The 14,036-nt window shown below is 67.9% G+C and carries 8 protein-coding genes; 4 read left to right on the top strand and 4 right to left on the bottom strand.

Annotated elements, in window-relative coordinates; all coding sequences use genetic code 11:
- Positions 1–51: 51 nt before the first annotated feature.
- The 3 genes from FSV73_RS20255 (at position 52) to FSV73_RS25620 (ending at position 4,732) form a co-directional block, all read left to right on the top strand.
- Complete coding sequence (locus FSV73_RS20255) at positions 52–1,467, top strand: GGDEF domain-containing protein (protein WP_145010521.1); 1,416 nt, start codon at positions 52–54, stop codon at positions 1,465–1,467.
- 1,233 nt (positions 1,468–2,700) lie between these two features.
- Complete coding sequence (locus tag FSV73_RS20250) at positions 2,701–4,512, top strand: ABC transporter ATP-binding protein (protein WP_145010518.1); 1,812 nt, start codon at positions 2,701–2,703, stop codon at positions 4,510–4,512.
- A 67-nt stretch (positions 4,513–4,579) separates the two neighbouring features.
- A complete protein-coding gene (locus FSV73_RS25620; RefSeq protein WP_186309295.1) occupies positions 4,580–4,732 on the top strand; it encodes a hypothetical protein in 153 nt (50 codons plus the stop codon).
- Between the two features lie 743 nt (positions 4,733–5,475).
- Here FSV73_RS25620 and treA read toward each other — a convergent pair.
- The 3 genes from treA to FSV73_RS20235 form a co-directional block, all read right to left on the bottom strand.
- Complete coding sequence (gene treA / locus FSV73_RS20245) at positions 5,476–7,119, bottom strand: alpha,alpha-trehalase TreA (RefSeq protein ID WP_145010514.1); 1,644 nt, start codon at positions 7,117–7,119, stop codon at positions 5,476–5,478.
- 99 nt (positions 7,120–7,218) lie between these two features.
- Entirely contained in the window at positions 7,219–9,132 is a 1,914-nt protein-coding gene (locus FSV73_RS20240) for a PAS domain-containing sensor histidine kinase (RefSeq protein ID WP_145010511.1), read from the bottom strand.
- A 126-nt stretch (positions 9,133–9,258) separates the two neighbouring features.
- On the bottom strand, positions 9,259–12,684 hold the full coding sequence (locus tag FSV73_RS20235) for an AAA family ATPase (protein ID WP_145010509.1): 3,426 nt from the start codon (positions 12,682–12,684) through the stop codon (positions 9,259–9,261).
- A gap of 172 nt (positions 12,685–12,856) precedes the next feature.
- On the opposite strand from FSV73_RS20235, the gene FSV73_RS25615 reads away from it, so the two are divergent.
- A complete protein-coding gene (locus FSV73_RS25615) occupies positions 12,857–12,994 on the top strand; it encodes a hypothetical protein (RefSeq protein WP_186309300.1) in 138 nt (45 codons plus the stop codon).
- A 7-nt stretch (positions 12,995–13,001) separates the two neighbouring features.
- Here the strand turns inward: FSV73_RS25615 and FSV73_RS20230 are convergent, their stop codons facing one another.
- A complete protein-coding gene (locus FSV73_RS20230; RefSeq protein ID WP_145010506.1) occupies positions 13,002–13,955 on the bottom strand; it encodes an oxidoreductase in 954 nt (317 codons plus the stop codon).
- Positions 13,956–14,036: the final 81 nt, after the last annotated feature.

The raw sequence follows: 14,036 nt of genomic DNA, 5'->3' as shown, positions 1-14,036 counted from the left end.
GTCCCGCGGGATACTATGCTCAGGCCTGAGACCCCGCCGCCGCGAGCCCGCATGACTCTCCCCGATGACGCCCGCCGTCTCCACGCCCTAGGTGAGTTGCAGATTCTCGATAGCGGTGTCGAAGCCGCCTACGAGGACATCGTCGTCCTGGCCTGCCAGCTGACCCGCGCGCCAGCCGCCTTCGTCACCCTGGCCGACCGGCAGCGCCTGTGGTTCAAGGCGTGCCAGGGGGTGACGGTGGACGAGGTTCCTCGCGACTCCTCGCTCTGTCACCTGGCGATCCTCACCCCCCGGCAACCCTTCGCGGTGGAAGACCTGCGGGAGGATCCGCGGGTCGCGCACCTGCGTTCCGCCCCGGGCCTGGAGAAGATGCGGGCCTACCTGGGCATCCCGCTGCTCGACCGGCACGGCGTGGCCCTGGGCACGCTCTGCGTCATGGACGACCGCGTCCGCCGCTTCGAGACCGCCCAGATCGACAACCTGCAGCGCCTGGCCCGCCAGGTCACCCTGCTGCTGCAGCAACGCGAGACCCTGCACCGGCTGGAAGAGCTGGACATCAACTTCTCCGCCTTCATGAACAACGGCCCCTTCGTCGCCTACATCAAGGATAGGGACTGGCGCTTCTCCTACGTCAACGAGCCCTTCCTGCAGCAGCTGGGCCTGACCCGCGACGAGGTCATCGGCAAGGACGACTTCGCCATCTGGCCGGAATCGGCGCCGCGCTTTCGCCAGGTCGACGAACAGGTGATGGGCGAACTCAAGCCGAGCCGACTCGTCGAGCACATGGCCGCCCACGACGGTCGACGCATCTTCTGGCAGTCCTACAAGTTTCCCCTGGTCACGCGCCAGGGCATCGCCCTGGCCGGTCTCTCGGTGGACGTCACCGAGCACATCGAGCAGCAGCACATGCTGGAAGCCTCGCAGCGGCAGCTGCTGGACATGATGCAGGCCGCCGAACAGCGCAGCGTCACCGATGCCCTGACCGGACTCTACAACCGTCGCGCCTTCGACCTGCGCCTGGCGGAGCATCTGCTGCGCGCCGAGGAACAGCACAGCGCCCTGTCCATGCTGTTGATCGACGTGGATCACTTCAAGGCCTACAACGACGCCTTCGGCCACCAGGCCGGCGACACCGCGCTGCAGGCCGTGAGCCGCCTGCTGCTGCAGAGCTGTCGCGACAATGACGCCTGTTTCCGCTATGGCGGCGAGGAATTCGCCATCCTGCTGCCCGGCGCCGATCTCGCCGCGGCCCATCTGGTGGCCGAGCGCTGTCGCACGGCGGTCGCCCACCACGCCTGGTCGCGCCGGCCCATCACCCTCAGCGTCGGCCTGGCCGCCCATGCGGCCGGCATGGATGCCTACACCCTCACCGAGGAGGCCGACCGGGCGCTCTATGCGGCCAAGGCGGCCGGTCGCAACAGAGTCGCCGCTGAGCCAAGGCCCGCGCCTCCTTGCTCGCCGGAATGAAGCCGCCACGGCGGCGAATGGCCGATGAGCGTGATCCAAGCCTGAGCGGCAAGGGAGATTAACGCGCACAACAAAAAACCCGCCGAAGCGGGTTCTTTGTTGTGACCATCCCAACGTCCTGTCAGGCGCCATCCTGGCCTGGTCATCGTCCTTGACCTCAGAGCTGCGCATCCTGCGCGGCTGATGGGTGTAGATTACGCAGCCTGCCGGAGTGGCAACATGGCCAGCTGACACCATGGCGTGTAAGCCTTTCGCCATACCCCTAGGGCTGATCGACTCGGGCTACGAATGGCGGGCAAACAAAAAACCCGCCGAAGCGGGTTCTTTGTTGTGACCATCCCAACGTCCTGTCAGGTGCCATCCTGGCCTGGTCATCGTCCTTGACCTCAGAGCTGCGCATCCTGCGCGGCTGATGGGTGTAGATTACGCAGCCTGCCGGGAGGGCAACATGGCCAGCTGACACCATGGCGTGTAAGCCTTTCGCCATACCCCTGGGGCTGATCGACCAAGGCCAAGAAATCCCGGACAACAAAAAACCCGCCGAAGCGGGTTCTTTGTTGTGACCATCCCAACATCCTGTCAGGTGCCATCCTGGCCTGGTCATCGTCCTTGACCTCAGAGCTGCGCATCCTGCGCGGCTGATGGGTGTAGATTACGCACCTGGCCGGAGAGGCAACATGGCCAGCTGACACCATGGCGTGTAAGCCTTTCGCCATACCCCTGGGGCTGATCGACCCAAGCCAGGAAATCCCAAACAACAAAAAACCCGCCGAAGCGGGTTCTTTGTTGCGACCATCCCAACATCCTGTCAGGCGCCATCCTGGCCTGGTCATCGTCCTTGACCTCAGAGCTGCGCATCCTGCGCGGCTGATGGGTGTAGATTACGCACCCTGCCGGGCGGGCAACATGGCCAGCTGACACCATGGCGTGTAAGCCTTTCGCCATACCCCTGGCGCTGATCGACCCGAGCTACGAATAGCGGGCAACAAAAAACCCGCCGAAGCGGGTTCTTTGTTGTGACCATCCCAACGTCCTGTCAGGTGCCATCCTGGCCTGGTCATCGTCCTTGACCTCAGAGCTGCGCATCCTGCGCGGCTGATGGGTGTAGATTACGCAGCCTGCCGGGCGGGCGACATGGCCAGCTGACACCATAGCCTGTAAGCCTTTTGCCATACCTCCGGGAACACCCTGCTCACCGCTCCGCCTAATGCTGACTCCAGCCGAAGATCCGCCATGGCCCTCTCCAGTTCCTTCGCCATCGTCCAGTTGCAGATGCGCCGCGCCGCCGGCCTGGTCTGGAGCACCTCGCCAGCACTTATGATCGGCCTGATCCTGGCCACCCTGGTCGCAGGCTTGTTGCCGGCCCTGGCCGCCTGGTTGGGACAACGCATCGTCGATGCCGTGGTAGCGGCCATGCAGCTGCATGCGCAGCAGGGCCAAGCGCCGCTGTGGCCGGTACTGAAGTTCGTGCTCGCCGAAGCCGGCGTGCTCGCGGCCCTCGCCGGCGCCCAGCGGCTGCTGTCGGTGCAGCAATCGCTGCTGCGGGTACGCCTGGGGCAGACGGTCAACCTGCTGATCCTGGAAAAGGCCCAGACCCTGTCACTGGCGCAATTCGAGGACGCCGACTTCTACGACAAACTGGTGCGGGCGAGGCGCGAGGCCTCGGTGCGGCCACTGGCGCTGGTGACCAAGTCCCTGACCCTGCTGCAGAACCTCATTTCGCTGGTCAGCTTCGCCGTGCTGCTGGTGCATTTCTCACCCTGGGCACTGGTGTTGCTGGTGGTGGGCGCCCTGCCGGTGTTCCTGGCCGAGGCGCGCTTTTCCGGCGATGCCTTTCGCCTGTTCAGCCGCCGCGCGCCCGAGACCCGCCGCCAGACCTACCTGGAAACGCTGCTCTCCCACGAGGCCTACATCAAGGAGGTCAAGCTGTTCGGCCTCGCCCCGCTGCTGCTGGAGCGCTACCGCACCACCTTCGCCAAGCTCTATGCCGAGGATCGCCGCCTGACCCTCAGACGTGACGGCTGGGGCTTCGTCTTCGGCCTGCTGGGCACCCTCGCCTTCTATGCCGCCTACGCCTGGGTGGTGCTCGACACGGTGCGCGGCCGCCTGAGCCTGGGCCAGATGACGCTCTATCTCACCCTGTTCCGCCAGGGCCAGGCGGCAGTCAGCGCCAGTCTCACCGCCGTGGGCGGCCTCTATGAAGACAGCCTCTACCTGAGCAACCTCTACGACTACCTCGGCCAGCCGACCACCGTGGAGGGCGGCAGCCTGACGACCGGCAGCCGGCCCGGCGATGGCCTGAGATTCGAGGGGGTCGGCTTCACCTATCCGGGCGCGACGGCACCGACCCTGAGGGCTATCAGCTTTCACCTGGCACCCGGCCAGAGCCTGGCCCTGGTGGGCGCCAACGGTTCCGGCAAGACCACCCTGATCAAGCTACTGACCCGCCTGCATGCCCCCAGCGAGGGGCGCATCCTGCTCGACGGCAGCGATCTGCAGGACTGGCAGCCAACGGCCCTGCACCGCCGCATCGGCGTCATCTTCCAAGATTTCATCCGCTACCAGCTCAGCGCTGGCGAAAACCTCGGTGTCGGCGATACCCAGGCCTTCGACGACCAGGCACGCTGGCGCCAGGCCGCCGAGCAGGGCCTGGCCGACGAGGTCATCGCCGGCTTGCGCGAGGGGTATGCTACCCAACTGGGGCGTTGGTTCATGGGCGGCCAGGAGCTGTCCGGCGGCCAATGGCAGAAGATCGCCCTGTCGCGGGCCTACATGCGCGAAGATGCCGACATCCTGGTGCTGGACGAGCCCACCGCCGCCCTGGACGCCGCCGCCGAGGCGGTGATCTTCGAGCGCTTTCGCGCCCAGGCACAGCAGCGCATGACCCTGCTGATCTCGCACCGCTTCTCCAGCGTGCGCAACGCCGATCAGATCCTGGTGCTGGAAGGGGGTGAGATTCGCGAGCGGGGCGACCATGCCCAGTTGCTGGCCGCTGGCGGACGCTATGCGCAGCTGTTCGATCTGCAGGCGCGGGGTTATCGCTGATCGCCGGTGGCGAACTTCGCGGGTAGGGCTCTGCCCAAACCTTTACCACCTCACTCGCGGAGCCCGTATGAACGATCAGATCAAGGAAAACCCCGACGACCTGGACATCGATCCGGACATCGCCCCCGATCCCGAAGAGCCCGTGGGCGAGGATCCGGATGACCGCCCGCTCGAGGAGCGCCTGCCCCAGAAGAATCCGCGCAACCCGGAGTACAGCTGATGAACGCCATCCTGCCGCTGCCCGAGGACGAGGATCCGGAAGGCCTGCACCCCGCCGAGTTGCCCGCCGACGAAGACGATGCGCCGCCAGTGGATCCGTTGTGAGGTTCTAGACTCCTAGACTGTAGGGAACTGGCGTGGCGTTTGCCCTCACCCCGGCCCTCTCCCGGAGGGAGAGGGGGACTGGCAGCCCGTAGCCCGTAGGTTGGGCTGAGCGCAGCGAAGCCCAACAAGGTTAGGCTGAACTGCGGCGGTGGACTTCGACGATGACGCAGCCTCGGTTCAATCAAAGGGCGTTTGCCCTCACCTCGGCCCTCTCCCGGAGGGAGAGGGGGAGTGGTAGTCCGTAGGTTGGGTTGAGCGCAGCGAAGCCCAACAAGGTGAGCCTGAACTGCGGCCATCGGGCCTCGACGATGAAGTAGCCTTGGTCCAATCAAAGGGTAGGTGCCCTCACCCCAACCCTCTCCCAGGGGGAGAGGGAGCCCCGTAGGTTGGGTTGAGCGGAGCGAAGCCCAGCAAGAGGAGGTTGAGCTGCGACGATTGGGCTTCAACGATGAAGCAGCCTCGGCTCAATCGAAGGTTGGGTACCCTCACCCCAACCCTCTCCCAAGGGGAGAGAGAGCGGTTCTACGATGGCGGGTGGGACCGGATTCACGGGTTGGCCGCCAAGGCTCAGGCTTCACCAGACGCCCCCACTTACCTCGTGACTAGAGAAAGTCCGCCATGGCGGACCTTCTCTTTGACTCACTGCGCGCTGGGTTGCGGCTGGTACAGCTCGAGCAGCTTGAGCGTCACGCCATTGGTCCAGCCGAAGCCGTCCTGCAGCTCGTACTCGCCGCCACCGCCGCCCTTGCCACCGGTGAGGTCGTATTTCTCCACCAGCTTCTGCTCGCGGGCGTAGAGGTTCTGCACCTGGGTCAGGAAGCGGCTGCCGATGTCCGCGGCCAGCTTGTCCTGCTTGTAGCGGCGCAGGCCGTCCACGGCCACCCACTGCAGCGGCGCCCAGCCGTTGGGTTCGTCCCACTGCTGACCGGTCTTGACGGTGGTGGTGGCGATGCCGCCGGGACGCAGCAGCTGGTTGGCCACCGTCGCGGCGGTCTGGTCGGCGCTGCTCTGGCTGGCGAGACCCACGTACAGCGGGAACAGGGCGGCGGCGCTGACCTTGTCGGTGCGACGCTTGGCCTGCCAGTCGAAGTCGGTGTAGTAGCCGGCCGGATTCCACAGGTAACGGTCGATGGCCTGCTGGCGGGTCTTGGCCTTCTGGCTGTAGGCCTGGACACAGCTGGCCTCGCCGGTCTTGTCGCAGGCCTTGGCGATGGTCTGCTCCAGGTGATAGAGCAGGCTGTTCAGGTCCACCGGGGCGATGGCGGTGGTGCGAATGGTCGCCAGGGTCTTGCCGTCGCCGAGCCAGCGCGAGGAGAAGTCCCAGCCGCTTTCGGCACCGGCGCGCAGGTCGCGATAGACCTCGCCGGCCGGCCGGCCCTTGGCCTGGGCCGCGGTGGCCAGGTCTTCCAGGTAGGACTCCTGGCGCGGGGTATCGCTGGCGTCCCAGTAACGGTTGAGCAGGGTGCCGTCGGCCAGCTTGACCACATGGGCCTTGGCCTGGCCCGCCTGCAGACCGTCGGCCCCGGCCATCCAGTAGGCGTATTCCTTCTGCAGCTGCGGCAGGTAGCGGCGATAGGCGGAGTCGCCTTCCAGGCTGGCCTGCAGGTCCACCATGTAGGCGAAGAACGGCGGTTGGGAGCGACTCAGGTAGTAGCTGCGATTGCCGTTGGGGATGTGGCCGTAGACGTCGATCTCATGGGCGAAGTTGTCCACCATGTCGCGAACCAGGTCGGTGCGACCGTTCTTGGCCAGGCCGAGCATGGTGAAGTAGGAGTCCCAGTAGTAGACCTCACGGAAGCGGCCACCCGGCACCACATAGGGCTTGGGCAGCGGCAGCAGGCTGCTGTAGGCCGGCACCTCTTCGTAATGGCGGGTCAGCACCGGCCAGAGATCCTTGATGTGGGTCGGCAGGTCGGCGCCCGCCTTGGGCGGTGCGGCCTTGATCGGATCGGATTCTTCGAAGTTGGCGCTGACGAAGGCCTTGAGGTCGAAACCGGGCTTGTCGCGCTGGGCCAGGTAGTCCTGGCGGATGTCAGCCGGATTGCGCTTGGGCAGCGCATCGACGAAGTGCTTCTGGTCGGTGAACAACTTGCCCTGCTGCACGGCGGTGAACAGCTCGGGGTAGGCCTGGTCCGGCGGTACCACCCGCGCGCTGCTGGCGTCGCGCCAACTCCAGGAGGGGGTCTCCGGCTTGTCGCCGTCATGGGCGCAAGCGGCGAGAAAGGCGATGGACAGGGATAGGGCGAGCATCCGCGCGGGCGGCGCAGGTGGCAGGCGTTTCATGAAGCGCTCCTTTTCTTGTCGAGGCGACAGCAGCCGCAAAGGACGTTGCGACACGAAAGGATCGACCCCCGACCGCCGCGACAGTTCGCCGCGGCGGCTTCAGACGTCCGGGCGCAGACGCCTCACGCAACGGGCCAGTTCTTCCAGGCCGAAGGGCTTGCTGATGAGCTCGACGCCCTCCTCGGCCAGCTCCGGCAAGCTCGCCGGATCGGCCTGGCCGGAGAGGTAGAGCACCGGCAGGCCGGGGGTAGTGGCCCGGGCCTGTTCGGCCAGCTGCCGGCCGTCCAGCCCGGAGAGCCCCAGGCTGGTCACCAGCAGGTCGATGCGCAGGCTGCCCGAGGCGATGAGGGCAACGGCCGTGGTGCTGTCGCTCACGGCCAGGGGTGTGTAGCCCAGTTCGGCCAGGGCCTCGCTGATGATCACCCGGACCTCGCGCTCCTCCTCGACGATCAGCGCACAATCGCCGGACACCTCGGGCAGCAGCTGGCCCTGGGGAGCTACCGTCACCACGGGGGTCTCCGGTTCGGCGAGCAGCCGGGGCAGATAGAGGCTGATACGGGTGCCCTCGCCCAGCACCGAATGGATTTCCACCTGGCCGCCCGACTGCCGGACGAAGCCGTAGATCATCGACAGCCCCAGCCCAGTCCCGCGACCGCTCGGCTTGGTGGTGAAGAAGGGCTCGCAGGCGCGCTGCAGCGTCTCGGCATCCATCCCGGTGCCGCTGTCGCAGACCTGGATACGAATGAAATCGCCGGCCACCGGCTCGCCGCCCTGGCCGATGCTCAGCGGACCGCTGACGTTCTCCACCCGAATGCTAAGCTCACCGCCCTCCGGCATGGCGTCGCGGGCGTTGATGGCCAGGTTGAGGATGGCGTTTTCCAGCTGATGCGGATCGCAGTGCAGCAGCCAGAGGTCGTCGGCCAGCTGCACCTCCTTGCGGATCTTCTTGCCCAGGCTGTGGCGCAGCAGTTCGTGCATGCCCTGCACCAGTTGGCCGGCATCCACCGGCCGCGGCTCGAGTACCTGGCGCCGGGCGAAGGCCAGCAGCCGCTGGGTCAGGGCCGCGGCGTTCTCCGCGGAGCGGGTGGCGGTGTCCAGATAGCGCTCCAGTTCCTGGACGCGCCCCTGCTGGACCCGGCGCCGCATCAGGTCGAGGGAGCCGACGATGCCGGTGAGCAGGTTGTTGAAATCATGGGCGATGCCGCCGGTGAGCTGGCCGATGGCTTCCATCTTCTGCGCCTGGCGCAATTCCTCTTCCAGCGCGACCAGTTCCTGGCTGCGCGCCTCGATGCGTTCCTCGAGGTGGCGATTGAGTTCGTCCAGCGCCTCGCGCGCGCGCACGGTCTCGCTGACGTCGCGGGAGATGGACAGGAAGCGCAGGGGTTGGCCGTCATCCCCAAGGATCGGCGTGACCACCACGTCCCACCAGCGACGGGTACCCTTGGCGGTCGGGGCGAGGCCGGTGAAGCGGCCGATGGCGCCCTGGCGCGCCGCGTCGAGCGCGGCCAGTACCTCGGGACGCTGGGCCTCGGGCCAGAGTTCGGCCCAGGGGCGCCCCTGGAAGGGAATGAAGTCATCGATCTCCATGACCACCAGACCGCCCGGGTTCATGTATTCCAGGCGACCCTCGAGATCGATCAGCTTGATGCAATCGACGCTGCAGACCATGACGCTGCGCTTGAAGGCCTCGCCCTGCCACAGCTCGGCCTCGTGTCGGCGCTGCGCGGTGACGTCAAGCAGCACGCCGCCGCCGTCGCGGCGCTGGAACTGCAGGCAGCGCGGCTTGCCGTCGGCGCCGTGGCGCCAGGCTTCCCAGACCGCGCCCGGGGCGGGCAGCAATCCCTCGGGTGGCGCGGTGCGGCTCTGCAAGCCGGCCAGCAGCTCCGCCAGCGGCAGGCCCTGGGCGAGCTCTTCGGCGTCCCGCTCCAGCATGGCCGCACAGACGGCATCCGCGCGCCATTCGGCGCGGCGGGGATCGTAGTCGAACAGGCCGACGGCAAGGAATTGGGACATGGTAGGTAGCGGGCCGGTTGGAGAAAAAGACGTCACCGCGCGAAGGCGGACGCGAAACCGGTCTAAGTTAACAGTTTCGGCGTATCGCTTGGCGCTGGGCTTCGACCTCCAAGTGAGAAAAAATGCTCACTCGCTCGCGCCCTGCGCCACCGCATAGCGCCGCTCCAGGCCGCTGTGACCCAGGCCGACGCCCTTGCGTACCTTGAGTTGCACGGGAATCCGCTCCTTGAGTGCCTCCACGTGGCTAATGATGCCGATGGTCTTGCCGCCGGCGTTGAGCTGGTCCAGCGCATCGAGGGCGACCTCCAGGGTCTCGCCATCGAGGGTGCCGAAGCCTTCGTCGAGGAACAGCGAATCGATGCCGGTGCGCTGGCTGACCAGGTCCGACAGCGCCAGGGCCAGCGCCAGGCTGACCAGGAAGCTCTCGCCGCCCGAGAGGGTGCGGATGTCGCGCAGGGCATCGGCCTGCCAGGTATCGAGGATCTGCAATTCCAGCTCGGCCGCCTGGCGGCGGATCAGTTGGTAGCGGCCATGCAACCGCTGCAGTTGGCCGTTGGCCAGGTGCACCAGGTGATCCAGGGTGAGCCCCTGGGCGAACTTGCGGAACTTGGCGCCATCGGCCGAGCCGATCAGGCCATTGAGGTGCTGCCAGAGGTCGTGGTCGCGCTCCTGGGCGGTGATCTCGACCAGCACGGCCTGCAAGCCGTCGCGGCGACGTTCGTCTTCGCGCAGGACGGCGCCGACCTCGCCCTGGCGCTGGCCAAGGGTGCGCAGCTCGGCGGTCCCGGCGGCCAGGTCGGCATCTAGCTCGGCGGCGCTGCGCGCGGTGCGGGGCTGGGCGCTCAGCGCGGCATGCCGCTCCTGGGCCGCCCCGGCCAGGGCGCGGGCTTCGGTCAGGGTGGTATCGAGGCGTGCCAGCTCCTCGCCCAGGGCGCTCCGCTCGGCGTCGGCCAGTTGCGCAGCACGCCAGGCATCGCCATCGGCGAAGGCGCTGGTCGCGAGCGCCTCCACCCACCGCACGCCGGCCTCGCTGGCCGCCTGTGCCTCGCGTTCGCGGCGCTCCTGCAGCGACTGCCGGGTGCCCTGCAGCGCGGCGCCCTGCTCGCGGCAGTCGTCCCAGGTCTGGGTAGCCTCGGCGAGGATAGCGGCCGCAGTCTCCGGCGCCACCGTGGCCGGCTCGACCGCCGCCGCCCGGCTGCGCCATTGCTCGACCACCGGCGCCAGGGTGGCCAGGCGCTGTTCGAGGTCCTTAAGGCGCTGCTGCAATTCCAGGGCGCGCCGGCCATCGGCCTGCCAGGTACGCCACTCCTGGTCACGCTCGGCCAGCCATTCGGCGGCGCGGCTGGGTACCTCGTGGCCCCAGCGCCCCAATTCCGCGGCCAGCTCACGCTCCGCCTGCGCCTGTTGCGCCTCGGCCACCCGCTGCTCGTCCGCGCCTTCGGCCAGGCTCTGGCGGGCGCGCTCCCAGGCCGCCTCGGCCAGCGCCAGGCGCTGTTCGGCATCGGCCTGCTGGCGCGCCGCCCGCTGGGCCTCCTGGCGGCTCTCCTCGCCCTGCTGGCGCAGGCCATCCAGGGTGGCGAGAACCTGCTGGATGCGGGCCAGCTCGCCGTCCTGGCGGCGGCGCAACTCGGCCACCGCGCCCGGTGCCGCGGGATCGGCGCCCAGGGCGACGCAGCGCTGGCGCCAGAGTTCGGCCAGCTGCTCCAGCTGCTGGTTGGCGTCGGCCTGCTGTTCGCCGGTCTGCGCCAGCTGCGCCTTGAGGGCGGCCAGGGCTTCGCTGAGGTCCTTGCCCTCCTGGGTCAGCCGTTCCAGTTCGGCCTTGGCTTCCTGCAGGGCGGTCTGGGTAGCCGAGACATCCAGGGCGGCGTAGTCGGCCACCGCCGGATGCTCGCGCGAGCCGCACAGCGGACAGGGCTCATGGGGCTGCAATTCGGCGCGCTGGGCTTCGAGGCTGCGGATGACCCTTTCCTGTTCGAGCAGCTTGTCGCGCTCCCGTACCTGCTGGGCCACTTCGCGATAGCGACCGCGCAGGGCATCCAGCCGTACCTGGTGGTCATCGTGCTGGCGCTGGCGCTCGCCCTGGGTGCGCGCCAGGCGCTCCAGCTGGGTGTGCAGCTGCCGCTGCCGTTCGACCAGTTGATCCAGTTGGTCCACTTCGTTGACGCGTGCCAGCGCCGCCTGCCAGAGGGCGCGCCAGGCCTTTTCGTCGCGGCCGTCCAGGGCCGCCTGCCAGCGCTCGAGGTGCAGCTGTTCCGCGGCCTGGGCGGCACTCGCCTGGTCGCGTGCCCGGGCCATCGCGACCTGCTGGGCCTCCCGCTCCTCGGCCAGCAGCTGCAACTGGCGGGTCTGTTCCTGCTGGCGTCGTGCGAGACGGGCCAGGCCTTCAGCTCTTTCGTCGCGCAGGGCCAGCTGGCTGCGCCAGTCGCCGAGGCGCTCGCCCAACTCGGCATGGGCGCTGCGCTCGGCCAGGCTGGCGTCCAGTTGCTGGCGTTCCGCCAGGGTACCGGCCTGCTCGCTCTCGACCTGGCGCCACTGTTCCAGACTGGCGCCGAGGGCCTGGGCCAGGGCGGTGTCGCGCTGGCCCGTCAGGGTCTGGATACGCTGGTCGAGTTGCGTCAGTTCCTCACCGCTGCGCTGCTCGCCCGCCTCGGCCTCGCGCCAGGCCTGTTCCAGGGGCAGCAGGCGCGCCGCCGGTTCGGCCAGGGCCAGGCGCTGGCGTTGCCGTTCGGCCGCCTCCCAGGCCTGTTGCGCCGCGGCCAGGCGGGCTTGCGCCTGCTGCGCGCCGGTCGCCGCCTGTTCCAATTCGGTCAGCCAGTGCCGTTGCGCCTGCCACGCCTGGAGTTCTGCGCCCAGTTGCGCCTCGCGCGCCGCCAGGCTGGCGCCCTCGACGGTCAGTGCCTGGCGGCGTTCGTCGTCCAGCACCTCGACGCCGGCCACGCGCTGGCGCAGCCCCTCCAGCACCCCCTTGGCCTCGCGCGCCCGCTCGAACACCCGCTGGGAGATCTGCCCATAGACCGCCGTGCCGGTCAGCTCCTCCAGCAGCTCGGCGCGCTGGCTGGCGCTGGCTTCGAGGAAGGCGGCGAAGCCACCCTGGGCCAGCAGCATGGAGCGGGTGAAGCGTTCGAAATCGAGGCCGGTGAGTTCCTCGGTAAGCCGCAGCTTGTCGCCGGTCTTCTCGGCGAGGATGCTGCCATCCAGCTTGGCCAGTTCCACCTTGGGCGGCTGCAGGGCACCGTCGGCGCGATCCCGGGCCCGGCGCTGGCTCCAGAAGGCGCGGTAGCGCTCGCCGCGCACGGCGAATTCCACCTCGGCGAGGCAATCGCCGGTGTGGCGGGTCATGAGTTCGTTGCTGTCGCCGCCCACCTTGCTCATGCGCGGGGTGCGGTGATAGAGCGCCAGGCAGATGGCATCCAGCAGGGTGGTCTTGCCGGCCCCGGTGGGCCCGGTGATGGCGAACAGGCCGCTGCTGGCGAAGGGTTCGGCGGTGAAGTCGATCTTCCACTCACCCTTGAGGGAATTGAGGTTCTTCAGGCGCAGGGTGAGGATCTTCATCGGGCTTTTCCAGGACGACTCGGCTAACCGCCGATTCTGGCATTGTTGCGCCCGCTCGCCCATGCCAACCGACCACTCGACCTGTGGTCGTGCCCACCGCTGAACTTGCCCCCGCTGCGGCTCTCAACTGCAAGGTACCGCTCTACAACCGCGTTTCCCAGGAGGATCCGCCGTGCGTTCGCCCCTCTCTCCCTTCGATTTTCTCGGCATGCCCCTGCTGGTCGGCCTGGGCACCCTGGCCCTGGTCAGTTGCAGCGGCGGACACAAGGTCGCTGCGCTGGTGCGGCCGCTGACCACCTGGTGGGCCTAGCCTCGGCTCAGGCGAAAGCGTTCACGCCCGTGCGCCGGGCCGACAGCGCCCACAGCCGAGCTGCCGCGTCAGCATCCAGCGCATGGGGCATCACGCCGGTGGCGTCCGCGGTCGGGGCGTCTACCACGGGGGCCAGGTTGCAATCCTCGCAATAGTGACCGCCCAGGCCCGTCAACAGCGCCGAGGTAGCCGCCCAGACCTGGGTGGCGGCGCCTTGTGCGGGTGATTTGAACGAGGGATCGGCCAGTAGCCCGTTCGTGTCCAGCCAGCCCGCGGCGATCATTTCTTCGCGCGTCAGGTGCCGCTGCAAAGGCGTGAAGATCTTGCCCGGATGCAGTGAGAAAGCCCGGATCCCCGCCGACCTGGCCAGGCGATCCAGCGCCACGGCGAACAGGGCATTGGCCGTCTTCGACTGGCCGTAGGCCTGCCATTTGTCATAGCGCTGGGTGAAGTCGACATCCGACCAGCGCATGGCGGAGAGCTGGTGCCCGGCCGAAGATACCTGGATCACCCGGGCTCCTGTCGCCAGACGCGGCAAGAGCAGATTGACCAGTGCGTGATGGCCCAGGTGGTTGGTGGCGAATTGAGCTTCCCAACCCGGCCCGACGCGAGTTTCTGCGCAAGCCATGATCCCGGCACTACCGATGAGGATGTCCAGCGACGCTATCCGTGCGCAGCAACGGGCGGCACAGTCGCGCACGCTGTCCAGATCGCTCAGATCGAGGCGTTCGAGCTCGACCGACTGCAGCTCGCCGACGCTCGCCCGCGCACGTTCCAGATCGCGGGCCGCGACGATGACCCGGGCGCCGGCCGCCGCCAAGGCGCGGGTGGTTTCCAGGCCAAGCCCCGAGTGGCCGCCCGTCACCAGGGCAGTAGCACCGGACAGGTCGAGGCCACGGACGACGTCCTGGGTCGTGGAGTGAGCGCCGAAGGGAGAATTCAGGGGAGATTGGCTGAGCATGGCAGGCCTCGCGTGGTCGGTTGCGACAGGCCCCTAGTGTCCCGGGTGTAACAACGGCATTGAATGCGGAATAATCCGCTT

This window comes from Pseudomonas oryzihabitans, from assembly GCF_007665395.1.
In the GTDB taxonomy this organism is placed as follows: Bacteria; Pseudomonadota; Gammaproteobacteria; order Pseudomonadales; family Pseudomonadaceae; genus Chryseomonas; species Chryseomonas psychrotolerans_C.
Note: the sequence above shows the minus strand (reverse complement) of the source record. Positions and strands in the feature narration are given on the sequence as shown.

What these genes read in the sequence shown, in the direction of transcription:
- FSV73_RS20255 (WP_145010521.1), top strand. Translation starts at nt 52, where the DNA reads ATGACTCTCCCCGATGACGCCCGCCGTCTCCACGCCCTAGGTGAGTTG.
- FSV73_RS20250 (WP_145010518.1), top strand. Translation starts at nt 2,701, where the DNA reads ATGGCCCTCTCCAGTTCCTTCGCCATCGTCCAGTTGCAGATGCGCCGC.
- FSV73_RS25620 (WP_186309295.1), top strand. Translation starts at nt 4,580, where the DNA reads ATGAACGATCAGATCAAGGAAAACCCCGACGACCTGGACATCGATCCG.
- treA (WP_145010514.1), bottom strand. Translation starts at nt 7,119, where the DNA reads ATGAAACGCCTGCCACCTGCGCCGCCCGCGCGGATGCTCGCCCTATCC.
- FSV73_RS20240 (WP_145010511.1), bottom strand. Translation starts at nt 9,132, where the DNA reads ATGTCCCAATTCCTTGCCGTCGGCCTGTTCGACTACGATCCCCGCCGC.
- FSV73_RS20235 (WP_145010509.1), bottom strand. Translation starts at nt 12,684, where the DNA reads ATGAAGATCCTCACCCTGCGCCTGAAGAACCTCAATTCCCTCAAGGGT.
- FSV73_RS20230 (WP_145010506.1), bottom strand. Translation starts at nt 13,955, where the DNA reads ATGCTCAGCCAATCTCCCCTGAATTCTCCCTTCGGCGCTCACTCCACG.